The following is a 24,202-nucleotide window of genomic DNA, read 5'->3' as shown; positions in this document are numbered from 1 at the left end:
TAGAGACCGCTATCGATGCTCTCGCGGATAACTTTATTTCCTTGCGACGACTCCGGATCAAGGCATAAACGTCATCAAAAAAAGATCTGGCAGCGCAGTGATAGTCGCACATCCTTGGTCGAACATCTTTAGAATGATGATCCTTTTGATAACGAATGTCGTCGGCATCGCGTGAGTCGTTCGACGACGACCTTCACGCCCTCAGACTCCTCCAATGTTGCGCAGGTTATTTCATTCAAGTTCGACGTCGAGTCTTTCGCAGCGCCAGCACCACGGTGTAGTACAACGTTGGCTGGTTCTGCATCAAGGTGACAATCCGTCCACCGACTACTACGTACTTCCTCGCCTGCGGCAACTCGGGATTCCTGTCATATATAAGGAGCTGGATGCCTCAACGCCTCAGCCCGCGGACCTTGCTCCAGGAACAGGCGTCGTGATCATCCGCTATCTCAACGACAAATGGGTACGCGCACTTTATGCGCATCGTCCCAACCTGCCGAAGATCGTGTACTTCATGGACGACGACCTTTTACATCCACAATCCTGGAGAGGCTTACCGCGTCCATACGTCAAGAAGCTGAACAGGTACTGTCGCGCTCACACGGTGGACATACATCATCTCGCGACTGACTATTGGTTTTCCACTCAAGCCTTGCGCGATCGCTATCCCGAACGTCGCGCGAAGCTCGTGCATCCGCAAACGCTTGCGGAGGATACCGGCAGCCCCGACATGAAGGCCGGCTTGCGGCATTCACCCATTCTGGTCTTCTATCATGGCAGCGGAGCACACCAGTCCGAGATAACGTGGCTGCATCCGATCATCACGAAGGTTCTCGCCCGTTGCCCGAATGTGCATTTCGAACTGATCGGCGATCACGAAGTCAACAAGCTCTATCGCGGCCTGCCGCGCACGCGCATCGTCCATCCGCTCGACTGGGCCAATTACCGCGCGCATTGCCGCTTGCTCGACGGCCACGTCGGCCTTGCTCCCTTGCTGCCGTCGACCTTCAACGCCGCGCGCGCGCATGTCAAGGCATTCGATATCGCCCGCTGTCGCGCGACCGGCTTATACGCTGCCTCCGGCCCCTATCGCGAAGTTATCCGGCACAACGAAAATGGCCTGTTGCTCGACAACGGTCCTGATAGCTGGATCAGGGCTCTGTGCAGTCTTGCCGATAACCCTGACCGACTTAACGCGATGCGCGTCGCGGCTCAAGGGTTGCTCCCACGCCCCGACACCCAGCCAGCGTCCACGCGTCAAGCGGTTCCGGAAGTACATCGCGCCGAGCACGCTTACTCGTAACCCAGCCGCCGCAGAAACCAACCCGCCACCGCGGGGTGCAAGCCCGCAAGCAGGAAGCATCCAAGGTTCAACGGAAACGGAAAGCTAATACGCGCCCGATTCGCTCGCAGACCAAGGCGAATCACCCGCGCCGCTTTCGGCGCCTTCCATAGGAACGGTTTGGGACCAGGCATATCCAAACACATCTGCGATTCGACATATCCGGGCATGATTACATTGACTCTCACGCCCTCGCCCGCCAGCGCGTCCCGCATGGCCTCTCCATAAGCCTTCACCGCAGCCTTGCTTGCGCTGTAACTCGGCGTTTCCGGCAGACCACGCCATGCAGCAAGCGAACTGATAAGCGCAACCTGTCCACCGCGACGTGCCCGCATGGCCGGCAAAGCAGCGTGGACCGTGGCGAGCGCCGCTTTGACATTCACCTCCAGCAGACGATGAATTTCACTCCACTCCTCGCCCTCATGAGCCGTGCCAGTATTGATATTCACTCCGGCATTGGCGATGATCAGATCGGGAGCCTCAGTTGCGCTGATGTCTTTGATCCAGCCTCGCACCGCCTCGTGATCGCGGATATCGAATGCCGCGGTGACAACGCGAGCCCCGAGCGCTCTGCAAGCGTCGCCCAACTCCTGAAGTAATGCCTTGTTGCGACCGTGCAGAATCAGCACGGCCGAGCCCGCGCGAGCGTATTCATGCGCCAGAGCGGAACCAATGCCGCCGGTCGCGCCAGTGATCAATACACAGTGCGGCACACCGCTTTTTTGTATAGTCATCGAAAGAAGCATGGTTCGGCAATCGAGCATTTCCGACGATTGATCGGACACTCAATCCACATAGCTCGTGCTAGGTTACTTGCGGAGGAGTTCGCTCTTACCGAACCGACAAGCATGGCAAACTAAAGGCAATCAATACTGTGCAAGTACACAGTCGCGGTTGCCGTCATTTGCAGAACACGCCCAGGGTGAAATGCAGAGGAGATTCGAGAAAAGCCCGAAAAGATCACAGACACACTATTGCCTTTTGATCGCACTAAAGCGATCAATGCAAAACGTTTGCCGTGTTCCAACACCTGTAAATAACGACGACCGCACAAACAGCACGCCTAAAAAGCGAAAAATATGACGATCCTCGCCCCCAACGCAAGCTGCGCCGCACTTTATCACACTTATCAACCTGATAATCTTGTTTTCGACATAAGCACGTTGACATCATTAGCGGCAGACGGCGAGACACGATAACTTTTACCGAATCCTGAAATTCAATACACCCAACTCGCTGAACACGCTTGTCATGATCGACTCAACGTGCTAAGCCCGCCCTTCTTCTGGAAACTCAACGCGCTAAAGAATTCACGCTCGCCGCCGTAATATCGATAAGTCTTCATCCGCACTACTTTCTCGTGCACGATGTAAGTCAATAGCGCCCGCGACCCACTGCCCTTTCTCGAGCGAGCCTCCCCGCTAATCGAAGCCGACTCCATGATCCGGTAGGCGTGGCGCGCGACAATCCCCCCGTGGGCGAGATCCCCGACCGTATGATCCGTCGCCCCGATGAACTGATGCACGCGCCCCTATCCAAGTATCGGATGCGATGTACCCGGAATCGGCCGGCCGCGATTGTCGGTCGGCACGAGCTGGGTCTGGAACGCGACGAACAGCGCCTCGAACTTGCCGTCCACCTCCACCATGACCGCGCCGTCCTGAAACACGCCGTTCTCGTTCGAGTGGTCCTTCACGTGGCTGCCTTGGGCGGGTTTCGGATTGCCCTGATTCATATGGGTTTCGTGCAGGCCGTCCTGGCCCGGCTCGAACAGAAAGCCGAAGCCGTAGACGGTCACGTCTTTCGTCGGCATCCACCCGCGACGATCATCGCTGTAGCCCGGAGTCGGATAAACGTAGCCCACGCCATCGCCCGATATATCGAGCTGCAGCATCTGGTTGAGCAGCGCGTTGATGTCGTTATGCTCGTTCGCGGTATCGAGCGGGATCGGACGCATAGCGCTCAGATCGACGAGACGCGTGTCGTGCACGTAGTCGAGCTTCGGAAAATCCGATGAGGCGACGCCCGGTGCGAGCTTCGTGAGATCGGCGATCATCGGATGCTGGAAGTACTGGTTCCACACGTACAGCACGAGATAACCCGCCGGCCCGGTCAGGGAGCTATCCGACTTTACGTTGGTGACGATGCGAAACTCGCGGCCGTTCGCGTCCTCGCTGACGATCACATAATGCGGATCGCCTCTGTAACCATCAAGAAAGGGAACGCCGAGCTTCACCGTCCCCTTGAACAGCACGTACTCGTTCTGCGCCATGATGAGCCTCCTGGGTTGAGGGTTCATTGGATGAGTATTGTGTGACAGTTTTCGCGTCGACGACGAATCTTCGGACGCGTCACTCACCGTACGAGGCCGGCATGGCGCGGCTGAACGCGCGACGCGGCAAATGCGGGGCACTTTGCGCGATGTGATCCAGTTCGTCACGCACAAGAGCGATGTCGCGCATGTCGTGCAGGTAAGGATCGCCCGCATGAATCGCTTCGAGCCGCCGCCGCACCGCACCGTATTGAGCGCCCGCTCTGCGATGCAGTTCGGCGCGCTCGCTGTAACGCAGGAAGGTTTGCAGCGAGGCAAGCACGGCAGCGCTGATGCTCGTCATGCCGATCAGAATGCGCAAGTCCGGTGATGCCGCCGTTGCCACGAGCGATAGAAACGCCGACGTTCCCGTTGCGGCCGTGATGCCGATCACCGCGAGGCCCAGGCGCCTGCCATATGCGGTCAGACGGTCAGCCATCGTGTAGTGACGCAGTTGCGATTCGCGCGCGCGTCGCGTCCAGTTGAGCACCAGCAAGCGCGCATCGCCGGGCGGTTCATAAAGGTCCTCGTGATCGGAGGGTTTTGGCTTTTCAAGCGTGAAGGTCATGTTCTGAGCACTCTATGAATGACCTTTACTGTAGGCACCAAAGCAGACAAATCATGTCTCGAAAGAGAACGAATCCAGTTGGGTCGAATTGATCTGAAGATAATGACCCATCGGCAAACCGAATTAGTTCGATATCCGTATCAAGGTGGAGTTTCGTGCGAGCCGCGCGATTTCGATGCAGAATCACTCTCTGCACGGACAACCGGAGCGCAAGCGATGACCGAGCCCCTGTATCTGGACGATCTGAAACCGGGCATGCAAATGGAGTCGCCTGCCTTTACCGTGACCGAGGGCGACATCCGGCGCTTCGCGTCCGAATTCGATCCGCAGCCGTTCCATCTCGACGAAACCGCCGCCAAAGCCTCGATTTTCGGCGGCCTCGCCGCGAGCGGCTGGCACACGGCCGCGATCACGATGCGTCTGCTCGCGTCGGGTGGATTGCCGCTCGCGGGCGGCATCATCGGCATGAGCGTGGAGATCTCATGGCTCAAGCCGGTGCGCCCCGGCGACGTCTTGCGGGTCGTCAGCACCGTACAGCAGGTTCAGCGCTCGAAGTCGAAGCCAACGCAAGGCATCGCGACGGTCATGTCGGAGACGCAGGACGAATTCGGCGAAGTCGTTCAGCGTCTCGTCTCGAAGCTGCTCGTTCAGGCGCGCGATGCGTGAATGCGCACATCACGCCGCAAGGGACTGATCTTTCTCCATGATCAGACGGCGCAGTTGCAATTCTTCCGGCATGAAGTCGGCGCAGGTGATCGCGCCGAATGCCGCCGCCGCGGCTCGCGTTCGCGCGGGCGCGTCATCGAGACTGTCGACGCCCTGCAGCCTGAAGGAAGCAGGCGACAAAGGGCCGAACAGCAGCGCCCGCTCGAGCTCGGGCCAGCGCGCCGGGTCCGGTTCCACGCCGGCGTGACGGGCAAGGCGCACCGCGAGGTCATGCAGCACGGGCTGCTGATGCCGTACGCGCATCGCACGGCACGCTTCGATCCCCTGCTCCATCTGCGCTCGCGAGATTCTGGTGCAGTGTCCGGCGAGCGTGTAGGCGATCCAGCGTGCCTGCAACTCCAGCACCGGCAGATACGGGCCGACGAGATTGTAGAGCCCGACGAACGCCAGTCCTTCGAGGTCGGGATGGAACGTGTGCTCGAAAAGGTCGATGCCCTTGCCGTCGTGGCCCAGCGCCTTCGCGATGTCGTCCGCGAGCCACGGCATCGACAGACCGTAGCCCGTGCCGAACAAAATCGCATCGGGCTTCGCATGCGTGCCATCGGCGAAGTGCACCGCTTCGCCGTCGATGCACTCGATCCACGGCCGAACCACGATGCGGCCCTCGGCCACCGCCGGCAGGAAATTCTGCGACTGTGAGACGCCGGCCGCGAAGACGTTCGCATCGGGTTCGCGCGCGCCGAAGCGCGCGGGGTTGCCGCCCGCCTTCATAACGGCCGCTTTCAGCCCTTCTGCGAGCACCTCGGGCGGCAACGTTTCGCCGGCAAGTGCAGCCGCGCGATTGAACAGCACATGTTCCGCCGGCACGCCGGCGATCAGCTTGGGCACGATGTAGCGTTGCCGCCGATACGAAGACGTCACCTGCGCACCGCTGAATGCCAGATCGGACGCGATCTCCAGTGCACTGATCGAACATCCCGCGACCACGACCGACCGTCCGTTGTAGCGCGCCGCGCCCTCGTACCGCGCGGTATGTGCAATGCCTAGCGCGCCCTTGAAGCTTTCGATGCCTGGAATGTCCGGTGTCAGCGGCCGAGCCTGCGCGCCCGTGGCGACGACGACATGCCGGAACACTTCCTCGGCAATGCCGTGCTTCGTTCGCGAACGGATCGACCAGCCGTCGCCGGGCGCGGCCTCCAGACGCTCGACCCGCGTTCCACAGCGGATTCGTCGCGTCAGATCGAATTTCGCCGCATAGCGTTCGAGGTAGGCGAGCATCTGATCCTGTCGCGGGTAGATCGACACGTCCGCCGCATGATCCAGATCGGAGAAGGCCGACATCACACGGCTCGTGTTGGTGCGCATGCCCGGCCATGTCGCGCTCGATGCGCGCGAGAGATTCCATTGGCCGCCGGGCGAAGCGTCCGCCTCGAACAGAACCGGCTCGAATCCATGTTGCGCGAGCCAGCGCGCCGACACCAGTCCGCCAGGCCCGGCGCCGATGACCGCGACGGCATTCTTCTCCATATGCTTCATTTACGGCGCTCCTTGGTGATTGACCCCCAAGTTATAATTCTTCGCTGCGAAAGGCGTCGCTAAAAAATGCCTAAGCAGATCGTCGCGTTTCCTGAAGGCCGCATAACCTGCCGAGCAGGAGGGCACATGCGAATCCCGGAGGACATCGGGCGCTTTGTCGTGAGCCCGGTCATGATCATCGTCGGCACTCGGGACGAGGCGAACCGTCCGTCGATCGGACGCGCGCTCGGCGCGCATATCGTCGACGAAGAAAATCTCGATCTGTTCTTTTCCGCATGGCAATGGCCTGAGACGTCCGCCAATCTCGGCGCCAACGGACAGGCCGCGATCACCTTCGCCCGCCCTTCCGACTATGTTTCATATCAATTGAAAGGCACGGGGCGCCTGCGCGCGGCGCAGACGCAGGACATCGAAGCGTCGCGTGCCTATCAGGCGCGAATCCGTGCGCTCTTCGACAGTCTGGGCCTGCCTGCGGCACTCGTTTCGCAGTGGATCTCGGAGCGCGACCTGACGGTGCTGCGCTTGTTCGTGCGCGAGGCTTACGTGCAGACACCGGGCCCGAAGGCCGGCACCGCGGCCGGGACGGGCGGCGCATGATACGGCTGAGCGATCTCGACGATTGTTTCGAAGGCGTGATTCCCTCGATCATTGCGACCGTCGCCGGCGACGGCACGCCGAACATCTCCTATCTCTCGCACGTCGTGCGCGTGGACGACGCGCATGTCGCGATCTCCAATCAGTTCTTCGCCAAGACCGCGGCGAATATCCGCGCGAATCCACACGCGTCACTGCTGCTGGTGAGCGCGCGTCATGGCGCGCAATACCGGCTCGATGTCACATGGCTTTCGTCACGCGATGAAGGCCCGCTGTTCGATCGCGTGTCCGATCAATTGCGCGCCAGCAGTGCGCAGGTGGGCATGGCCGGGATCATGCGGCTGCGGGCGATCGATATCTTTCGCGTCGACGCGATCGCAGCCGTGCAGCCGGCTGTCGCACAGGCCGAAGCGGAGCATGCGTCGCCGACGTCCGATCTCGCCATCCTCGCGGACGCGATCAAGGCGATCGGCGCACAAACCGACACCGAGCACGTGCTCCGCGCAACCCTCGATGCATGCAATGCACTCGGCTTCGGTCACGCGCTTGTACTGCTCGCCGATAACGCGCGCCGCCTGCTCACGACCGTCGCGAGCCGTGGCTATGCGCGCTCGGGCATAGGCTCCGAGATCGCCTTCGACGACGGTCTCGGCGGCGTCGCCGCCGCGAGCCGGCGCGCCGTGAAGATCAACGATATGAGCCGGGTCCGCAGAATGAGCGCGGCCATCGGTTCGACATCCGACGCCGACGAGAACCTGACGCGGACCATCGCGCTGCCGGGCCTGCCGGATGCGATGAGCCAGCTCGCAACACCGCTGCTCGCGCAAGGCGTCGTGCGAGGCGTGCTGTTCGCGGAAAGCCGCGACAGGCTCGCCTTCACAGGGAATCATGAAATCGCGCTGGACATGTTGGCGGCACAATGCGCGGCCTCGCTCGCGCTGTGCGAGGCGCTCGCACCTGACTCGCGTCCGGAATACGTCGCAGCTGCGCCCGCATCACGCAGCGCACGCACGATTCAGGTCACCCATCATCCGTACGACGACAGCGTGTTCATCGACAACGTCTATGTAATCAAGGGCGTCGCGGGTCGACTGCTGGCGTTCATGCTGCGCACGCTGATCGACGAAGGAAGATGCGATTTCACGAATCGCGAGATACGTCTCGCCGACACGCTCAAGCTGCCCGACATCAAGGACAATCTCGAAACGCGCCTGCTCCTGCTGCGGCGTCGACTCGATGAAAAGAATCTGCCCGTGCGGCTGATTCACGCGGGACGCGGACAGGTCAGACTCGCCGTGGACGGCGTGCCGGTCCTGTCGCGTGGGGGCTGAGCGGCCCGCTCAGCCCAGCGCCTTCCGCGCCGCTTTGAAGCGCTGCTTCTGCTCGGCCTTCAACGCCCTCAACGCGCGACCGACGTCGCCGCCATCGGGCAACTCGCCTTCGCAATTCGACAGCAGATTGCGGCTTGCGACCACATCGTTCAATGCGCCGAAGCGCTTTTGCAAGCGCTTCAACGCCTTCAGATCGCCACGCTTCTTCGACGAAAGATCTGCGTCGAAAAACTCGATCAGATAGCGCACTTTCTTGCCCGCCTTCCGCACTTCGTGATACGCCGCATAGTCGGAGCGCTTCGCGCGCAAAGCCTTTTTGATGCGCCTCTTCAACTGATCCTGTGCGTCGCCCACGCGCCTGCGCGCGAACCGTTTCATCGACACGCGACGCCGCCCGGTATTGAGCTCGCGATTAGCCTCCTTGAGCGCCGTGACCAACACGTGCTTCACATCGGCATTCGATATGGTTTCGATGCTGGACGAGAGCACGGCCGCGCGGCGCGCCTCCAGTTGCTCGTCGAGGTCGTCGAGGTCGAGTTCGTTCAGCAGCTCGCGCAGGATGTCCCAGTCGCGCGTGCTGCCCGCCGAGTTCGCGAGATATTTGAAAAGCGCGCGCTGCCGCGTGTCGAAATCATCGTCGAGCAGCGGCCTGTATGCCCAGAACAAGGTCCGCAAGCGCCGCAACGCGACGCGCATCTTGTGCAGCACTTCGGGATCGCTATGCTCATCGAGGGCGGCAGCGTGTGTCGTCGCCTCGTCTATCAGTGGTGACGCCAGTTGGCCGAAGCGGGATTCGGCAGTGTCGGATGTCGCGTTTCTGGCCCTGCTCGACGGCATGATCGTGTTCCGTTCGTGAGTGTCATTAGACGCAATATGCGTACCCGACCGAGGTGCACACAAATTGCGTCATTCAACGCTCCACAACAAAACTCGGGTTGGATACACTACTCGGCAGCCGCAGCGCGGAGCCTGCGCGCACCAGGACGGCGCAAACAAAATAGAACTATATTCGGAGTCGGTTTGAGGAAACGAGCTACTGTCATCTGCCGCAGAGGCAACCGGATTCTGCTCGTGGCGCGACGTTCCAAATGGGCGCTGCCCGGAGGCATGCTGAAGCGCGGAGAGCATCTTTCAGCCGCGGCGCTAAGGGAACTCAAGGAGGAGACCCGCCTGTCAGGCAAATCGGCCAAGTTCCTCTTTCAACATCGCGGCCGGCAAAAGCATCACCACGTTTTTTTGTGCGACGTTCCCAAGCGCGCCAAGCCGCGCGCCAGCAATGAAATTTCGCGATGCCGTTGGGTGAATGTTGCGGATGTTTCACGCCTTGCCACCAACACACCGACGAAATCCATCGTGAAAGCGCTCGGCGGCGGACGAGGAAAATAACGGGCGAATTGTTCTAGACGCTCAGCAGAATGATGCGCTTGCCCGGTTCGGGCAGGCCGGCTTCGGCCTCCGCCTGCATGACCCGCTGGCGGCAGCGCCCGCGTCTTCCGGCGCACGTGTCAAGCGATGCGCCCTTTCGCGTCGCGATATGCGACCTGCACCGCCGGCACGAACCACGCGAGACACAAGCCGACGAACGCCGCCAGCGCGGCCACCACGAGTCCGACATGAATCGACGCCACGAGCGCAGTGCGCGCCGCGTGCATCATCGCGTCGCCCATCGGGCCCGCGTTCACGAGGCGCTCGATCAGCGCGGATTGCTCGGCGCGATCGATCAACAGATCGGGGCTCGCGAACGATTTGAGCCATTGCGTCGCCTGATATGAATCGAGCGAGCGATCGACGCTGCGCGCATAGAGATGCCCGAGCAATGCGCCCGTGATCGCGGTGCCCAGCATGCCGCCGAAAATGCGCAGCGATTGCAGCAACGCGGTTACCGCGCCGAGTTGATCGCGCGCGACGATCTGTTGAGAGCAGATGGTCAGATTCGTCGCGACGAGGCCGAGCCCCATGCCGCTCGCGCCCATGCATGCCATCCACACCGCGTGCGCCTCATGGCCGTCGAGCGAAACGAGCGCGAGGCAGCCGATCACGCTCAATGCAAAGCCCACATGCATGAGGAGATTCGCCCGACGGATACGCGTGACGATCCGATTGTTGAGCACGCTGCCGACGGTCGTGCCGAGCAGAAGCGGCGTGATCAGCATGCCCGAATCGTGCGGCGACATGCCGTAGCCGCCCTGAAACAGCAGCGGAATGTAGAACGCCATAGAGAAGAGCGCAAAGCCGCCCAGCACCGAAATCGCGAAGAGCGCGACGAGTTTGCGGTCGAACAGGACATCGACGGGCACGACCGGATAACCCATGCGCTTTTCCCAGAAGTACAGCGTCACGCCGCAGCCGAGCGTGATCGCGGCGAGCAGGAGTGTCGTGCCGCTCACGCCCTGCTTCGGCAGCAGCTCAATCAGCAGCTGCAGCGCGCCGAAGGTCACGGCGACGACGCACGCACCGAGCCAGTCGAGCTGTATGCGCCCGCGCTTGCGCGCATGATGCAGGTTCGGCACGAACAGCCGGACGAACATCAGCGAGACGATACCCACGGGCACGTTGACGAAGAACACGAGACGCCAGCCGTGCATTTGCGTGAGCATGCCGCCGAGCGTCGGGCCGATCACGTTCGCCACGCCGAATGACGACGTGACCAGCACGAGCCAGCGCAATCGCAGCCTCGGGTCGGGAAAGAGATCGGCGACGGTTGCGAACACCGTGCCGAGCAGGATGCCGCCGCCAATGCCCTGCACGCCGCGCGCGAACACGAGAAACATCATGCTGTTCGCGAGCCCGCACAGCACGGAAGCCGATGTGAAGAGGACGATGGCCGCCACCAGAAACGGCTTGCGTCCGAACAGGTCGCCCAGACGCCCGAAGATCGGAATCGTGATGACCGAGGCGAGCATGTACGAGGTCGCGACCCACGCATACAGGTCGAAGCCCTTCAACTCGGCAACAATGCGCGGCATCGCCGTGCTGACGATGGTCTGATCCAGCGCGATCAGCATCGTGACGAAGGCTATGCCGAGCATCGCGAGCAGCGACTCGCGAAACGGCAACACCTGCCGCTCAGGATCGTGCGCGGCGACGAACGACCTCATGTCATGCTCCCGCGTGACGCCACGCACACCCTGCGTGCATGAGCGCCCGAGTTACTGCCCGCCTTCCTGAATCGTCAGAACATTCTTGACCGACGTGACGCCATCCACACCCTTCGCGATGGAGGCAGCCTTGTCGATCTCGGTTGCGTCGGCAGCGTGACCTGCCAGCGTAATGGCGCCGTTCTTCGCGATCACGTTCATGCCGATGACATCGATGCCGCCTTTCTGCAACGCCTGCAAGACCTTTTTGCTGAGCGCCCGGTTGGCCTTTCGCATTGCCGACTTCGAGGGCGGCGCCGAACTGGCCGCGGGCGCGGCGGTCTGGCCGGTCGCGGCCGTGTCGCTCGTTTGCGACCATGCATTCACCGATGAGACGACCACCAACGCAGCACCTGCGAGTTTGAGCACATGGATCTTTTTCATCGTTCGCTCCCGTGTCTTGAGGGCCTGATTGTCGTGACGGCACGTTGCATTCTAGTCGGCGCCCAGCGTTAGCGCAGGAATACTTGAAATCATCAGGATAGCCAATCTCGACCGGACCATTCGGGAGTGACACGATACTGTCACAATCGCATAGCACAAACGTTCGTTATTTCGTGTGACATGCGTCCGTGACGCGTCATCGCATCAAGCCGCCAGCTTCAGCCGTTCGATGCGGCCGACGATGAACCAGTAACTCAACACGGCCACGATCCCGTGCGTGCCGACGAAAACCAGCGCGGAGCTGAACGAGCCGCTCGACTGCAGCAGATAGCCGATCACCACCGGCGTGACGATGCCCGCGCAGTTGCCGATCGCATTGAACACGCCGCCCGTCATGCCGATCATCTCGCGCGGCGCGGTATCCGCGACGATGGCCCATCCGAGCGATCCGAAGCCCTTGCCGAAAAACGCGGCGCTCATCAGCGCGACGACGAGCCACGGCGAAGCGACGTAATTGCAGAGGATGATGCTCGCGCTCATCAGAAGGCCGATGGTGATCGGAATCTTGCGCGCGAGACTCAGCGAGCGCCCGCTGCGCAACAGATGATCCGACACGAAGCCGCTCGATACGCCGCCGAGCAGGCCGAACAGCGCGGGCACCATCGCGACGAAACCGGCCTGAAGAATATCGAAACCGCGGTCCTTGACGAGGTAGATGGGAAACCACGTCATGAAAAACCAGGTGATCGCCGTAATGCAATACTGCCCGATGAAGATGCCTGCCAGCATGCGGCTTCTGAACAACTGAAGCACGCTGCCACGCGGCTTTTCGAGCTTGCTTTCCTGCCCACCCGAGGGCCGCGTTTCGAGATCGACCAGCGCGTCGCCCGCGCGAAGAAAATCGAGCTCCGCGCGATTCATCTTCGGATGACGCACCGGCAGGAAGTAATGCTTCCACCAGATTGCCGCGATGCCGAAGCCGATCGCGCCCATCACGATGAACACGTATTGCCAGCCGAATGCGTGACTGAGCCATCCCATCAACGGAGTGAAGAGCGCGATCGACAGATACTGCGCGCTGTTGAAGATCGCGCCCGCGACGCCGCGCTCCGACGAAGGAAACCATGCGGCGATCACGCGCCCCGACGCGGGACCTACAGGCGATTCAGCCACGCCGAGCAGAAAGCGCAGTGCGAGCAGCAGCGGCACGACGAGACCGACGTAATGAACCAGTCCCATGCAGATCGTGAAGGCAGACCAGATGACGATGGCGAGCATCATCGTGAGCTTCGAGCCGAGACGGTCGGTGAGCCAGCCGGACGGAATCAGGAAGATCACATAGGCCCAGCTATACGCTGAAAACAGATAACCCATCTCGACCGACGTGACGCCGAGTTCCTTCGCCATTCCCGACCCCGCTACCGACAACGCGGCGCGATCTCCGGTGCTGAGCGCGAGAACGAGCGTGATCAGCGCGAGCGTGACGAAGCGAAAACGCGTCTGCGTGGTCGTCGTGGCGCGCGCGGGATTGAGCGCATCGGCCATCGACGCCGCCGTGGCGACGCAACGGTCTGGTTCGGACATGACTGTCTCCTGATTTTTTACGCGTGCTGTTTTTTTAATTGGCGACGGTGTAGTCGCACGCGACCCATTCGAAATAGGTTTTGAGCGCCTGAATCAACTCGACATGTTTCGGATGCGGCAGATAGCGCTCGACCGCATCACGATCATCGAAACTCGATTCAAGCACGTAGTCCCAGCAGATCGGCCGATCGAGTTCGTTGGCCGATACGCGCCATTCGCGAATAAACGGAATCTCGCAATCGAGACGGCGCATCCACGCGACGAGTTCCGCCTCACGCCCGGCATGGTGTTCGACATGCGCGAGACGCTTGAACATGACGATGTGCTTCATCATTTCGATTCAGCTCCCGCCGGCGCGTTCGCCGCATTCAGGTGATAACCGCGCCCCTCGTAATCGAAGTCCACCAGTTCGTTGATCGGCACTTCCTTCTGCGCGGGCGAGGCGTAATAGGCGCGGATTTCGCGGATCAGGCCGGTCTTTTCATCGAACACATACCATTCGTCGCCGCGCAGCGCGGTGCCGACCCTGCTCTTCCAGTGCGTCCATTCGATCACGGCTTCGTGACTGTCGTGGCTCACGAGAATCTTTTCGATGGTCCATTGCGAGCCGAGCGTCTCCACGCACCAGATCCATTTCTTCGCGATCGTGTCGGCCGTGCGCCACGGAATGTCGGGAAGGCCCGACGGAAAGTAATGCACGGCATCCGGCGTGAAACACGAGACGAGCTTGTCGTAATCGGCTTCGTTGCACGCGTCGAAGTATTTTCGAATCAATGCGGCGTATTTGGCCTGATCGATGTTCGCCATGATTAGTCTCCCTGCTTGCCGATGATCGACGCAATCTCGGGACGGCCCGCCTCCACCCACTTCTCGTAGTCCGCGTAAGTCTCCGCGTTCGGCGGATAAACACCCCACAACGCCTCGCCCGCCGCGATGCGCTTCGCCAGATAACCTTCGATATCGTCCTGACGCGTGCAGAACTCCGCGAGTTCTTCAGCGAGATGCGGCGGCACGACAGTAATGCCGTCCGCATCGCCTACGAGGATATCGCCCGGATAAACCGCCACGCCCGCGCAACCGATCGGCACCTGAAGATCCGCGACGTGGTGATAGGAGATGCGCGTCGTCGCCGTCACTTCGCGGCAATACGCGGGCAGCGGCAGACCGGCGATCTCCGTGCCGTCGCGCAGCGCGCCGTCGGTGATGATCGCGCGCGCGCCACGCGCGAGCAGACGCGTGACGAGAATGTTGCCCGCGGAAGCCGCGCGCGGATCGTTGCGGCTGTCGATCACGAGAACGTCGCCCGGCTTGACCTGCTCGACGCCTTGCCATTGCAGGTTATCGGCGTTGGGCTTGGTCGTCATCGTGCCGTACGTGTCGATGCCTTCGCGAGCCGGAATGAAACGCATCGTGAACGCGCGGCCCGCCCACGGCTTCACGTCCTTGTTGAGCGCGCGCAAGCCAACCAGCGCCGGCTGACGATAACCATGCTTGAAAAGCTGAGTCGTCAGCGAGCCGCTGCTTACCTTTGCCAGTTTCGCGAGCGTCTCGTCGCTTACCTTGGTTTCTTTATCGATCGCGGTTTCAAGCGAGTCGGAGTAGTGGTGATTCTTCACGTTCTATCCTTGAATATTCGGATGACTAATCGTTCAGGCACGGAATCCGGGAATCCGGATTCGTCTGCAGGGCACACTTCAAATGCTATTCGCTATGACGACCGTTCAGAACAGGGGACTTCCTCATTTTCGCCACGCAGTTCCACAGGTTGGGACTGTCGCGCGCGAACTCAGACCGTCACGCCGAGCGGCCACGGCACGAATTCGCTCGCGCCAACGCCCAGCGCCTCGCTTTTCGTCGGTTCGCCCGATGCGTGGCGCACGATCTGCTCGAAGATCGCGCGTCCCATTTCCGCGACGGTTGCATCGCCGTCGATGACCGGGCCGCAGTTGATGTCCATGTCCGCTTCCATGCGCGCGAACATCGGCGTGTTGCTGGCAAGCTTCATCGTCGGCGCAGGGACGGAACCGAAGCACGAGCCGCGTCCCGTCGTGAAGCACACCATGTTCGCGCCGCCCGCGATCTGTCCCGTCGCCGAGACGGGATCGTAGCCGGGCGTGTCCATGAACACGAGGCCGTGTTGCGTCACGCGTTCCGCGTATTCATACACTTCCATCAGCGGCGCGTTGCCGCCCTTCTTCGCGCCGCCGAGCGATTTCTCAAGTACGTTGGCGAGTCCGCCCGCGTTGTTGCCCGGACTCACCTGGCCGTTGATCTGCGTGTCGCGGCCCTTGTTGTACTCGAGCCACCAGTCGATGCGCGCAACGAGCTTGCGGCCGACCTCGGCCGTGCATGCGCGGGCGGTCAACGTATGCTCGACGCCGTAGATTTCCGACGTCTCGGAGAGAATCGCCGTGCCGCCCTGCTCGATCAGCAGTTCCATCGCGACACCCAGGGCCGGGTTCGCGGACAGGCCCGAGAAGCCATCCGACCCGCCGCATTGCAGGCCGACGACGATATGCTCGACTGAAACCGGCTCACGCTCTGCGCGATTCGCATCGGGCAACAGATCACGCACGATCTCGATGCCACGCGCGATCGCCGAACGCGTGCCGCCCGCCGCGCCGATATTCAGCGTCCTGATGCGCGCACCTTCCGCGAGATGCTGATCTTCGAGGAACGCGTTCAATTCGTTGTCTTCGCCCACGGCCGAGACGATCAGCGCCGCCGCCGTGTTCGCGTTCGAGATATAGCCGCCGATCGTTCTGCGCAACATCTGCATCGGCTCGCCGCTCAGTTCCATGCCCGCGCCTTGCTCGTGCGTGAAAGGCGCGACGCCGTCGATGCGCGGATACTCCGCGAGCGCGTCTTCATCGAAGTGCTCGGCGATCCTGCGCGCCACCGTCGCGCCGCGATGACTCAGCGCAAACACGCCGATGTAATTGCGCGTCGCCACACGTCCATCGGCGCGCACGATACCCATGAACTGCAGACGTTGCTCGCGCGGCACAAGCTTCGTCGCGACGTACGCCTCGCCGTGCCGATAGTCCTTCACGAGATCGCCGAAGCTGATGTTATGGCTGTGCATCCACGTTCCGGCTGGCACGTCCTCGCTCGCGAAGCCTATCGTCGTGTTGTATTTGAGAATGCGCTCGCCGCGTTTTATATCCCGCGTCGCCACTTTATGGCCAGCGGGAACCGGCTGCTGCGTAACGAAGTTGCCACTCTTGGCGGCGACGCCAGCCGGCACGTCGATGCGAGCGACGACGACATTGTCTTCCGCATCGAGACGGATGAACGGATTGCGTAGCGCCTGCTCGGCAGGCTTGATCTTCGACGTGATGTTGAGCGCCTTCGGCCCGACGGTTGTTGCGGTCATGTATGTCAGACTCCGGTTATGCGAGCACGCCGATATGCCACGGCGCGAATTCGGCTTCGCCGACGCCGAGTTCCTCGCTGCGCGTCGGGTCACCCGACGCATGGGCAATCCAGCGGCTGAGAATCAGATCGCCGTGACGTTCGATACTTCCGTCATCGGCGTGAATGTCGAGGTCTCCGTTGAATTGCGCGTCGTGTTCGGCATCGAGCGCGAGCTTGACGGTGGGCGCAGCGGTCGCGCCGAAGGTGCTGGTATCGCGCGACGCGATGCTGACAAGGTTCGCGCCCGCCGCGACGAGTCCCGACGAGCAGACCGCTTCGTGACGGGGCGAATCCATGAAGACGAGGCCTCTCCGAGGCGCCGGATGCGCATAGCCGAACACCGCCTGGAGCGATGACGATCCAATGTGCGCCGATCCTGCGATCTCGCGTTGACGAGCCGCGCGCGTGTCGCGTCCCGCCGTGTGCTCGCCCCACCATTCGATGCGCTGTTCCAGTAGCTCCCGCAGCGCCGGTGTATCGGTGCGCGTCATCAGGCTGCGCGCGCTACCGCGCGTATCGGTTGCGATGGCCGTGCCGCCCGCCGCGACAAGCTTGTCGACGGCGAGACCCATCGCGCGATGCACGCGTTCGTCGCGGCTTTCGTCATCGGCTTGCAGGCCGATCACGAGATGTTCGAGCGACACCGGCACGCGCTTCGAGCGATTCGCTTCGTCGAGCATGCTTTCGATCGCAATGACGCCCTGCTCGATCGCCGCCGCTGTGCCGCCCACTTCCTGCAGCACGACCGACTTCAGCATCGGTCCGTGTGCAAGCCGTTCCTGTTCGAGAAAGCCATAGATATTGTTGCGCTCGCATCCGAGCGCGAGCACCAGCGCCCCCGCGAGATTCGGATTGCGGATGCTGCCTCCTAGCGTGCGGCGCAGGAGATCCATCGGCTCGCCGCTTTTCTCCATCCCGCAGCCGAGTTCATGCACGAACGGCACGACACCATCGACGTTCGCATACGCGGCCAGGCGCTTCGCCGTGAAGGCGCGCGCAACCTGACGCGCAGCGGTTGCGGCGCAATTGCCGACGATCACGACGCCGAGATAGTTGCGCGTGCCGGCGTTGCCGTTCGCGCGCGGATATCCCATGAAAACGGACTGGCTGATTGATTCGGTCATAGTGGTGTGGTCCTGCATCTTTTAATGCGTGGGCTGCGAGCACGGTTCATCACGCGAGTCGTGACCGCCGCGAATGAGCAGCATCACGCAGGCCGCGCCGAGCGCGGCGAGGCCTGCCGCGAACGCGAAGGCGACCGTGTAGCCGCCGCCGTACTGGACGATGTAGCCGGTGACGCTGGGCGATGCAATGCCCGCGAGATTGGCGAGGAAGTGAACGAAACCGCCCGCCGTGCCTACGCGATCGGCGGGCACGATGTCCTGCACGAGCACCCAGCACGTCTGCGGTGTGAGAAACGCGAGCAGGCTCGCGCCGGCGATCAACGCAACGGCAAACGACACGCTCGTCACGCGACTCGCCGCGAGAATGCACAGCGCCGCGCCGAGCAGGCCGACGCAGATGATCAGCTTGTGCGCGAACAGCGCGTTGCCGATCTTGCGCGCGAGCAGATCGGCAAGCGTGCCGCCGGTCACGAGGCCGATGGTCGCGCCAAGCCACGGCAAGGCACCGACGATCGCCATGCTGCGCACATTCAGATGCTGATAATCGACGAGATAGCTCGGCAGCCACGACAGCAGGAAATACAGCACATAGTTGAAGCTGAAGAACGCGAGCGCGACGCCGAGCACGGGACGCGAAAAGATGTAATGACGCGTGCTTCGCGAGATTGCCGCCGACTCATGCGTTTCATGGCGACGATGTTGCTGGATCAGCGCGAGTTCCTGCGTGCTGACCTTCGGATGATCGGCCGGAGAATCGCGAAAAAGCCGCAGCCAGATTGCAACCCAGATCAGCCCCAGCACGCCGGTCGCGACGAAGGCGACACGCCAGCCCCACGCCACCGCCATGAGGCCGATGACAGGCGCCGCGAGTGCCGCGCCAAGCGGTTGCCCGGTCGCGATCACACCGACCGCCCGACCCACCTCGCCGCGCGGAAACCAGTTGTTGATGGCCTTGTTGATGGTCGTGCCCATCGGGCCTTCGCCCAGGCCAAACAGCGCGCGCACGCCGAGCAGAGAGCCGAATTGCGACATGCCCGCAGTCGCGGCGCAGAACACCGACCAGAGGCCGCCGGCCCAGGCGAAGACGCGTCGAGGGCCGAAGCGGTCGGCGCACCAGCCGCCCAGCAGACACGACACACAATAGCCGACGAAGAAGACGCTGAAGAGCACGCCCATCTGTGCATCGTCGAGGCCCAGGTCACGCTTGATGAAGGGCGCGGCCACCGACATCGCGGCGCGATCGAGATAATTGAGTGCGCCCGCTGCGAAAAGCAGCGCGCCCACGACCCAGCGGTATTTCGTTTTCATGATGCCGATTCAGAGATTCGATGCTGACGGTTGCCATCTTAGGAAGGCAGGCATCGTCCCGGAAGCGGGCTAATACTCGCGCGAGGTGCGTAGTTCCATAGCGTGGGAACGTAGCGCACGGGGTTAACCCGACACGGCGCAAGACCCCGAATTAGCTGGAAGCATGCCGCGCAAGCCCGATCAGGATCGCAATCATCTCCTGGCACTCGGGACTTTGCTCCACGCCCCGGCGCACGATGATCCCGTATGGCGGTAACTTGCCATGCAGTTGGATCGGCAGGATCTGGAAGCGCTCGCCTTCGTTGCGCACCATCGTGACCGGCAAGACACCGATGAGCCCGGCCTTCGACACGAGGTTGAGCATCGCGTACACCGACTGCGTCTGCACGACGTGCGGCGGCAGCGGCAGACGCTCGTGCGCGAAAGCCTCTTCGATCAAAAGTCGTGCGGGCGTCGGCGAATCCTGCATGACCCACTGCATGCCGTGGAGATCGGCGAGGCTGCGCACGCGCGGCGGAAGCTCCGTGTCGCGCGAGGTGAAGACGCACAGCGGCTCGTCGCTCAGCGGAATCAGGTCGAAATGAACCGTGTCCTGCGGACTGACCAGACGGCCGATAACAAAGTCGTACTCGTTCTTGGCGAGATCGACGAGCAATCTGTCGCTCGACGATTCGACGAGACGAACGGTCGTGCCGGGACGCGACTGCTTGAGCGCGAGCACGGCCGCCGGCATGAGTTCGGCAGCGGTCACCATGATCGCGCCGATGGACAGCGTGCCGTGACCCGTGCTCACGAGCGTATGAAGGTTCGCGCCGAAGCGCTCGGTCTCGCCGAGAATGCGCCGCGCATAGATCGCGACGAAGCGCCCGAACTCGTTGATCTTCAGCGCGCGCGCGCGACGCTCGAACAGACGCACGCCCGTGACGTCTTCCAGATCCTGAAGAATTTTGGTTGCAGCCGGTTGCGAGATGTTCAGCTCCTGCGCGGCTTTGCGCAGGCTTTGCTGCCGGTCGAGGGCTTCGATCAGGCGCAGATGCTTGATCCGCAATCTGCCGAGCAGTTGCAGCCCGAGCCGCTCTTCGTGATCCGCGCCTGCCTTGTTGCTGATAACCATTGCTTATCAGAATCTGAAATTTCTTCAATTTCAATTCTAACCGCGCAAGCTTAGAGTCGTGCACCAATGCACCAATGCACCAATGCAATGCGCCGCATGACTTCTTTTTATCGGGCGCCATCTCAATCGCAAGAGGAATAACCATGCAAGTGTTTGTCTCCGGCGCCACGGGCCGCGTGGGCGGATCGCTTTCGAAACTGCTGATCGGGCAGGGGCACACGGTCCGCACCATCGCCCTGCCCGAGGACCGCAATCTCGAAGCGACGCGCGCGCTGGGCGTTGAATGCATCGTCGGCAATCTCGCGGATTACGGCGCGGTGAAGCAGGCCATCGAAGGCGCGGACTCTGTGTTTCACATGGCCGCCGTGATCTCGTTCCAGCCACAGGCACGCGACGCCATCTGGAACGCCAATGTCGTCGGCACATACAACGTGCTGCGTGCCGCCGCCGATCAGACTGCGAGAAAGCGCGTGCGCCTGATCTTCGCATCGAGCGATCAGGTCTATCCGACGCGTTTCGCACGTTATCGTCCGACCGATGAAATGCATCCGCGCGAGCCGTATTCGTTCTATGGCATGAGCAAGCTGCTCGGCGAGGACATGGCGCGCTTCTACGCGCGCTCGGAACCGAATCTCGATGTGAGCATCGCGGTGTTCTCGCATATCGAGGCGGCGCATGAACTGATCGATCCGAACGGCGAATATTCGAGCGCCGCGTTCTATGTGAATGGCCGCGTGCGCAGCCTCAAGGCTGCGAGCACCCATCATGCGGGCGCCACGAGCAACGACGAGCTGCGCGCCATGCTCGACATACTCGAACCGCTGGTGGCCGACGACGAACCGCTACTCATCACCTACGATCAGCAAGGCCGCCCGCACACGCAGGAACTCGTCGACGTGCGCGATATCGTGCATGGCCTGATGCTGATCCACGACAAGCCCGAGGCGATTGGCGAGACGTTCAATCTCGCGCCAGCGACGCCCGTGAGTCTCGCCGAATTCATCCCGTATCTCGCGGAAGCCACGGGCCGGCGTTATGTGGAGGCGCATATTCCCGTCGAGCTCGGACGAACGCATGGCAGCGCGGCGAAGGCGCGCGCGCTGCTCGGCTTCGTGCCGAAGTATTCGCTTTTCGACATGGTCGATGAAGCGGTCGGCCGCAAGGCGGCGCGCTGATTTCACACTGAAGGAACGCACATGAGCAAACGAATCGCCATCACGGGCGCGGCCGGTCTGGTCGGCACGGGCTTGAGGAAACAACTGCTCGAACGCGGCTATGAAGTGCTCGCGCTCGATATCAAACCGATCACCGGTTGCGCCGAACGCGAACAATCCGCCGTGATCGATATCTGCGATCAGGCCGCGCTGACCGCGCTGCTGCGCGAGTGCGACGCGGTCGTGCATCTCGCGGCCTGCACGACCGATGCGCCGTGGGACCAGCAGGTGAAGCTGAGTGTCGAAGGCGCAATCAGTCTCTTCGACGCCGCGCGCGATGCGGGCGTGCGGCGTGTCGTCTATGCAAGCTCGCATCATGTCGTGGGCCTGCATCCGCGCCAGCCGCACGGCCCCGTGATGGACACGCACAGCCAGTTGCGGCCCGACAGCCGTTACGCGGTCGGCAAGGCGTTTGGTGAGTCGATTGGCGCGTTGTATGCGTACAAGTACGGCATGCAGGTGATGGCGATCCGCATTGGCAACGTCAACACGCAGGCCATCGACCGGCGCAGGCTCGGAAGCTGGTTGAGCTGGCGCGATCTCGGGCAGCTCGTGTCGATCGGCATCGAGCATCCGGACGTAGTGTTCTCGGTCGTGTACGGCATCTCCGATTCCACTGGCCGTCATTATGACAACAGCGCCGCGTTCTCACTCGGATATCGCCCGGAGGACGGCGGCCATGACGCCGACGCTGAAGCGCGCGTGCTGCGCGAAGATCCGGTTCCGCCCGCCGGGAGCGATGCCGCAAAGAGCGCGGCGGAACTGACGCTCGGGGGCGCTTTTTCGCAGTCCGAGTACGAAGGCGACACGCAACGCCTGCTGAGGTAACGCGCAGTTCCATCATCTGGAACTCGTCGGGATAAGGGAGCGGTCTGGAGCCGCTCCCTTATCCGTTTATAGGCCTATCATCGAAACTGCGATACCAGGGGATGGAACCATGAGCACAGGCGAAGGAACCGCATCGCTCGACAAGGCGCTGACCGTTCTCGATCTGATCGGCAGCGCATCGAGCGGCATCAGCAACGCCGCGCTGCTCGAACAGGCCGGGCTGCCGAAGACGACGCTCTATCGCATCCTGGCCACGCTGGTCGAGCGCAGGCTGATCCGGCGCGACGCGGTCAATCGCGTGTATCGCCTCGGCTTTCGCTATATCGAACTCGTGCGCAATGCCTATCTGATGCCCGATCTCGTCGGCGCGGCCAGCAGCGAACTGCGTGCGTTGCGCGATCTCACCGGCGAGACCGCCTATCTCGCGATACTCGACGGCCGCTCGGTGCTGTCGCTCGACCGCTGCGATGGCGCGCATTCGTACCGCTCCTCAGCGAGTCTCGGCCAGAGCAAGCCGCTGCATTGCACGGGTCAAGGCAAGGCGATCATGTCGCGTCTGCCGCGCGAGGAACGCGACGCGCTGCTGAAAACGATCACCCTCGATCCGCTGACGCCGCGCACGATCACCGACCGTCGCGGACTGCAGATCGAGATCGGCATCACGGCCGCACGCGGCTATGCGATCGACGATGAAGAAATCGTTCTGGGCGTGCGCTGCGTGGCCGCGCCGATCGTCGATCCGCTCGGCCGCGTGCGCGGTGCGCTGAGCGTCGCGGGGCCCGCGTATCGGCTAACGATGGCGCGGCTCGAACTGCTCGGTCCCGAGCTTGCCGACGCAGCCCGGCGGGTCGGCGCTCAACTGACCGCGACGCAAGTGGCGCGCGACAGCGACGAAGTCGCGCCCGTCAGCGACGGCTGGGCCTTTCATGGCGCGTTCCCCAACTGGTCTCAGGAGACGGGTTGTCTGTATTGGGCCGACACACTCGCGCCCGCGATCCATTGCTTCGATGGTGAGAAGGACCGCATCGTCGCGACGCTCGACGCGCCCGTCACCGCGATGCAGGACAGCGCCGAGGGTCTGATCGTCGCGCAGGGCGACCGGCATGGGCGCTATACGCCCCGCGAAGGCTGGCACGCGCTCCGCGCGGGCACCGCATGGGACGACGTTGCCATCGCGCCGCTTTGCATGGATCACAACCGCGATGTATGGGCGGCTCAGATGCGCGAGCAGCAGACCCTCGTCGGCACCATCACCGAACAAGGCCGCTTCGAGACACGCTGGACCTTCCACGAACCCATCACCGCGATGACCTGGGACGCGAGCGGTGAAGTCGCCTTCGCGATCGCACCCGATTCGGGCACGATCTTCACGATGACGGCGCAATCGTCGTCGGTGCGGCGTTTTGCGTCCATGCCCAAGGGTGCAGGCCGTCTGTGCGGTCTCGCATTCGACGACGAAGGCGGCCTCTGGACCGCGCTGCAGGAAGGCTGGAGCGTCGTGCGCTTCTCGGCGGAAGGCAATCTCGACAGGATCGTGAGCCTGCCGGTCGCCGCGCCGACCGGCATCGCTTTCGCGCGACTGAAAAACGAACCGGCGCTCTACATCACGACGGACCGTCATCTTCAGCCTATCGAATCGCTGGGCACCGCGCCCTGGTCGGGTTATTTGCTGAAGGTGAAAACGTCGGTGGCTGGAAGCGCCGCTGACACCGAAAGGGCTGTGTCCGCTGGCGCCTGACGCCGT

24 protein-coding genes are annotated in these 24,202 nt (G+C 62.3%); 8 read left to right on the top strand and 16 right to left on the bottom strand.

Translation table 11 applies throughout. The features are described from left to right. Positions 1 to 433: 433 nt before the first annotated feature. Complete coding sequence (locus tag AWB79_RS11490) at positions 434 to 1,303, top strand: glycosyltransferase family protein (RefSeq protein ID WP_157695751.1); 870 nt, start codon at positions 434 to 436, stop codon at positions 1,301 to 1,303. Here the strand turns inward: AWB79_RS11490 and AWB79_RS11485 are convergent. From AWB79_RS11485 to AWB79_RS11470, 4 genes are all read right to left on the bottom strand, one after another. Beyond that, positions 1,294 to 2,076, bottom strand: coding sequence for an SDR family NAD(P)-dependent oxidoreductase (locus AWB79_RS11485; protein ID WP_061167598.1), 783 nt, complete (start codon positions 2,074 to 2,076; stop codon positions 1,294 to 1,296). The genes AWB79_RS11490 and AWB79_RS11485 overlap by 10 nt on opposite strands. Positions 2,077 to 2,591: 515 nt before the next feature. Further along, positions 2,592 to 2,867, bottom strand: a complete 276-nt coding sequence (locus AWB79_RS11480) for a hypothetical protein (protein WP_061167533.1) — start codon at positions 2,865 to 2,867, stop codon at positions 2,592 to 2,594. Positions 2,868 to 2,873: 6 nt separating this feature from the next. Next, a complete protein-coding gene (locus tag AWB79_RS11475; RefSeq protein ID WP_061167532.1) occupies positions 2,874 to 3,614 on the bottom strand; it encodes a DUF2278 family protein in 741 nt (246 codons plus the stop codon). A gap of 79 nt (positions 3,615 to 3,693) precedes the next feature. Beyond that, positions 3,694 to 4,221, bottom strand: a complete 528-nt coding sequence (locus AWB79_RS11470; protein WP_061167531.1) for an SLATT domain-containing protein — start codon at positions 4,219 to 4,221, stop codon at positions 3,694 to 3,696. Positions 4,222 to 4,437: 216 nt separating this feature from the next. Here AWB79_RS11470 and AWB79_RS11465 point away from each other — a divergent pair, with 216 nt between their 5' ends. Further along, positions 4,438 to 4,887 (top strand): MaoC family dehydratase, encoded by a 450-nt coding sequence (locus tag AWB79_RS11465; RefSeq protein WP_061167530.1) that lies wholly within the window; start codon positions 4,438 to 4,440, stop codon positions 4,885 to 4,887. Between the two features lie 9 nt (positions 4,888 to 4,896). Here AWB79_RS11465 and AWB79_RS11460 read toward each other — a convergent pair whose 3' ends face one another. Continuing rightward, the gene (locus AWB79_RS11460; protein ID WP_061167529.1) at positions 4,897 to 6,423 is read right to left on the bottom strand and encodes a flavin-containing monooxygenase; all 1,527 of its coding nucleotides are present in this window, start codon (positions 6,421 to 6,423) and stop codon (positions 4,897 to 4,899) included. A gap of 126 nt (positions 6,424 to 6,549) precedes the next feature. Between AWB79_RS11460 and AWB79_RS11455 the strand changes: the two genes are divergently transcribed. Further along, positions 6,550 to 7,020, top strand: a complete 471-nt coding sequence (locus AWB79_RS11455) for a pyridoxamine 5'-phosphate oxidase family protein (RefSeq protein WP_061167528.1) — start codon at positions 6,550 to 6,552, stop codon at positions 7,018 to 7,020. Next, positions 7,017 to 8,348: a pyridoxamine 5'-phosphate oxidase family protein gene (locus AWB79_RS11450; protein WP_061167527.1), complete on the top strand. Its 1,332-nt coding sequence runs from the start codon at positions 7,017 to 7,019 to the stop codon at positions 8,346 to 8,348. Before AWB79_RS11455 ends, AWB79_RS11450 begins: the two co-directional genes overlap by 4 nt. A 9-nt stretch (positions 8,349 to 8,357) precedes the next feature. Here AWB79_RS11450 and AWB79_RS11445 read toward each other — a convergent pair whose 3' ends face one another. After that, positions 8,358 to 9,185, bottom strand: coding sequence for a CHAD domain-containing protein (locus AWB79_RS11445; RefSeq protein ID WP_061167526.1), 828 nt, complete (start codon positions 9,183 to 9,185; stop codon positions 8,358 to 8,360). Between the two features lie 183 nt (positions 9,186 to 9,368). Between AWB79_RS11445 and AWB79_RS38170 the strand changes: the two genes are divergently transcribed. Further along, a complete protein-coding gene (locus AWB79_RS38170; protein WP_074169358.1) occupies positions 9,369 to 9,734 on the top strand; it encodes an NUDIX hydrolase in 366 nt (121 codons plus the stop codon). A 119-nt stretch (positions 9,735 to 9,853) separates the two neighbouring features. Here AWB79_RS38170 and AWB79_RS11440 read toward each other — a convergent pair whose 3' ends face one another. The 10 genes from AWB79_RS11440 to AWB79_RS11395 form a co-directional block, all read right to left on the bottom strand. Beyond that, the gene (locus tag AWB79_RS11440) at positions 9,854 to 11,446 is read right to left on the bottom strand and encodes an MFS transporter (RefSeq protein ID WP_061167525.1); all 1,593 of its coding nucleotides are present in this window, start codon (positions 11,444 to 11,446) and stop codon (positions 9,854 to 9,856) included. Between the two features lie 51 nt (positions 11,447 to 11,497). After that, a complete protein-coding gene (locus AWB79_RS11435; protein WP_061167524.1) occupies positions 11,498 to 11,869 on the bottom strand; it encodes a BON domain-containing protein in 372 nt (123 codons plus the stop codon). 204 nt (positions 11,870 to 12,073) lie between these two features. After that, complete coding sequence (locus tag AWB79_RS11430) at positions 12,074 to 13,453, bottom strand: MFS transporter (protein ID WP_269767929.1); 1,380 nt, start codon at positions 13,451 to 13,453, stop codon at positions 12,074 to 12,076. Positions 13,454 to 13,487: 34 nt separating this feature from the next. After that, entirely contained in the window at positions 13,488 to 13,787 is a 300-nt protein-coding gene (locus AWB79_RS11425) for a Dabb family protein (RefSeq protein WP_061167523.1), read from the bottom strand. After that, the gene (locus AWB79_RS11420; protein WP_061167522.1) at positions 13,784 to 14,260 is read right to left on the bottom strand and encodes a nuclear transport factor 2 family protein; all 477 of its coding nucleotides are present in this window, start codon (positions 14,258 to 14,260) and stop codon (positions 13,784 to 13,786) included. The genes AWB79_RS11425 and AWB79_RS11420 overlap by 4 nt, the downstream gene beginning before the upstream one ends. A 2-nt stretch (positions 14,261 to 14,262) precedes the next feature. Next, positions 14,263 to 15,069: an RraA family protein gene (locus AWB79_RS11415; RefSeq protein WP_232470878.1), complete on the bottom strand. Its 807-nt coding sequence runs from the start codon at positions 15,067 to 15,069 to the stop codon at positions 14,263 to 14,265. Between the two features lie 170 nt (positions 15,070 to 15,239). Continuing rightward, entirely contained in the window at positions 15,240 to 16,829 is a 1,590-nt protein-coding gene (locus AWB79_RS11410; protein ID WP_082862333.1) for a D-arabinonate dehydratase, read from the bottom strand. A 16-nt stretch (positions 16,830 to 16,845) separates the two neighbouring features. Beyond that, a complete protein-coding gene (locus AWB79_RS11405) occupies positions 16,846 to 17,994 on the bottom strand; it encodes a UxaA family hydrolase (protein ID WP_198399006.1) in 1,149 nt (382 codons plus the stop codon). Positions 17,995 to 18,015: 21 nt separating this feature from the next. Beyond that, on the bottom strand, positions 18,016 to 19,302 hold the full coding sequence (locus AWB79_RS11400) for an MFS transporter (protein WP_061167520.1): 1,287 nt from the start codon (positions 19,300 to 19,302) through the stop codon (positions 18,016 to 18,018). 151 nt (positions 19,303 to 19,453) lie between these two features. Beyond that, a complete protein-coding gene (locus AWB79_RS11395) occupies positions 19,454 to 20,416 on the bottom strand; it encodes a LysR substrate-binding domain-containing protein (protein ID WP_061167519.1) in 963 nt (320 codons plus the stop codon). A gap of 143 nt (positions 20,417 to 20,559) precedes the next feature. Between AWB79_RS11395 and AWB79_RS11390 the strand changes: the two genes are divergently transcribed. From AWB79_RS11390 to AWB79_RS11380, 3 genes are all read left to right on the top strand, one after another. Beyond that, on the top strand, positions 20,560 to 21,591 hold the full coding sequence (locus tag AWB79_RS11390) for an NAD-dependent epimerase/dehydratase family protein (protein ID WP_061167518.1): 1,032 nt from the start codon (positions 20,560 to 20,562) through the stop codon (positions 21,589 to 21,591). Positions 21,592 to 21,612: 21 nt separating this feature from the next. Beyond that, entirely contained in the window at positions 21,613 to 22,458 is an 846-nt protein-coding gene (locus tag AWB79_RS11385; protein ID WP_061167517.1) for an NAD-dependent epimerase/dehydratase family protein, read from the top strand. A gap of 109 nt (positions 22,459 to 22,567) precedes the next feature. Further along, complete coding sequence (locus AWB79_RS11380) at positions 22,568 to 24,196, top strand: IclR family transcriptional regulator domain-containing protein (protein ID WP_061167516.1); 1,629 nt, start codon at positions 22,568 to 22,570, stop codon at positions 24,194 to 24,196. Positions 24,197 to 24,202: the final 6 nt, after the last annotated feature.

The organism is Caballeronia hypogeia (assembly GCF_001544875.2).
GTDB classification, from domain to species: Bacteria; Pseudomonadota; Gammaproteobacteria; order Burkholderiales; family Burkholderiaceae; genus Caballeronia; species Caballeronia hypogeia.
This window is presented reverse-complemented; position numbering and strand designations above follow the sequence as displayed.

Coding starts and splice junctions, on each gene's coding strand:
- AWB79_RS11475 (WP_061167532.1), bottom strand. CDS start 3,614: ATGGCGCAGAACGAGTACGTGCTGTTCAAGGGGACGGTGAAGCTCGGC.
- AWB79_RS11470 (WP_061167531.1), bottom strand. CDS start 4,221: ATGACCTTCACGCTTGAAAAGCCAAAACCCTCCGATCACGAGGACCTT.
- AWB79_RS11395 (WP_061167519.1), bottom strand. CDS start 20,416: ATGGTTATCAGCAACAAGGCAGGCGCGGATCACGAAGAGCGGCTCGGG.
- AWB79_RS11420 (WP_061167522.1), bottom strand. CDS start 14,260: ATGGCGAACATCGATCAGGCCAAATACGCCGCATTGATTCGAAAATAC.
- AWB79_RS11465 (WP_061167530.1), top strand. CDS start 4,438: ATGACCGAGCCCCTGTATCTGGACGATCTGAAACCGGGCATGCAAATG.
- AWB79_RS11400 (WP_061167520.1), bottom strand. CDS start 19,302: ATGAAAACGAAATACCGCTGGGTCGTGGGCGCGCTGCTTTTCGCAGCG.
- AWB79_RS11405 (WP_198399006.1), bottom strand. CDS start 17,994: ATGACCGAATCAATCAGCCAGTCCGTTTTCATGGGATATCCGCGCGCG.
- AWB79_RS11485 (WP_061167598.1), bottom strand. CDS start 2,076: ATGACTATACAAAAAAGCGGTGTGCCGCACTGTGTATTGATCACTGGC.
- AWB79_RS11435 (WP_061167524.1), bottom strand. CDS start 11,869: ATGAAAAAGATCCATGTGCTCAAACTCGCAGGTGCTGCGTTGGTGGTC.
- AWB79_RS11425 (WP_061167523.1), bottom strand. CDS start 13,787: ATGATGAAGCACATCGTCATGTTCAAGCGTCTCGCGCATGTCGAACAC.
- AWB79_RS11450 (WP_061167527.1), top strand. CDS start 7,017: ATGATACGGCTGAGCGATCTCGACGATTGTTTCGAAGGCGTGATTCCC.
- AWB79_RS11385 (WP_061167517.1), top strand. CDS start 21,613: ATGAGCAAACGAATCGCCATCACGGGCGCGGCCGGTCTGGTCGGCACG.
- AWB79_RS11390 (WP_061167518.1), top strand. CDS start 20,560: ATGCAAGTGTTTGTCTCCGGCGCCACGGGCCGCGTGGGCGGATCGCTT.
- AWB79_RS11380 (WP_061167516.1), top strand. CDS start 22,568: ATGAGCACAGGCGAAGGAACCGCATCGCTCGACAAGGCGCTGACCGTT.
- AWB79_RS11455 (WP_061167528.1), top strand. CDS start 6,550: ATGCGAATCCCGGAGGACATCGGGCGCTTTGTCGTGAGCCCGGTCATG.
- AWB79_RS11460 (WP_061167529.1), bottom strand. CDS start 6,423: ATGAAGCATATGGAGAAGAATGCCGTCGCGGTCATCGGCGCCGGGCCT.
- AWB79_RS11410 (WP_082862333.1), bottom strand. CDS start 16,829: ATGACCGCAACAACCGTCGGGCCGAAGGCGCTCAACATCACGTCGAAG.
- AWB79_RS11445 (WP_061167526.1), bottom strand. CDS start 9,185: ATGCCGTCGAGCAGGGCCAGAAACGCGACATCCGACACTGCCGAATCC.
- AWB79_RS11430 (WP_269767929.1), bottom strand. CDS start 13,453: ATGTCCGAACCAGACCGTTGCGTCGCCACGGCGGCGTCGATGGCCGAT.
- AWB79_RS11440 (WP_061167525.1), bottom strand. CDS start 11,446: ATGAGGTCGTTCGTCGCCGCGCACGATCCTGAGCGGCAGGTGTTGCCG.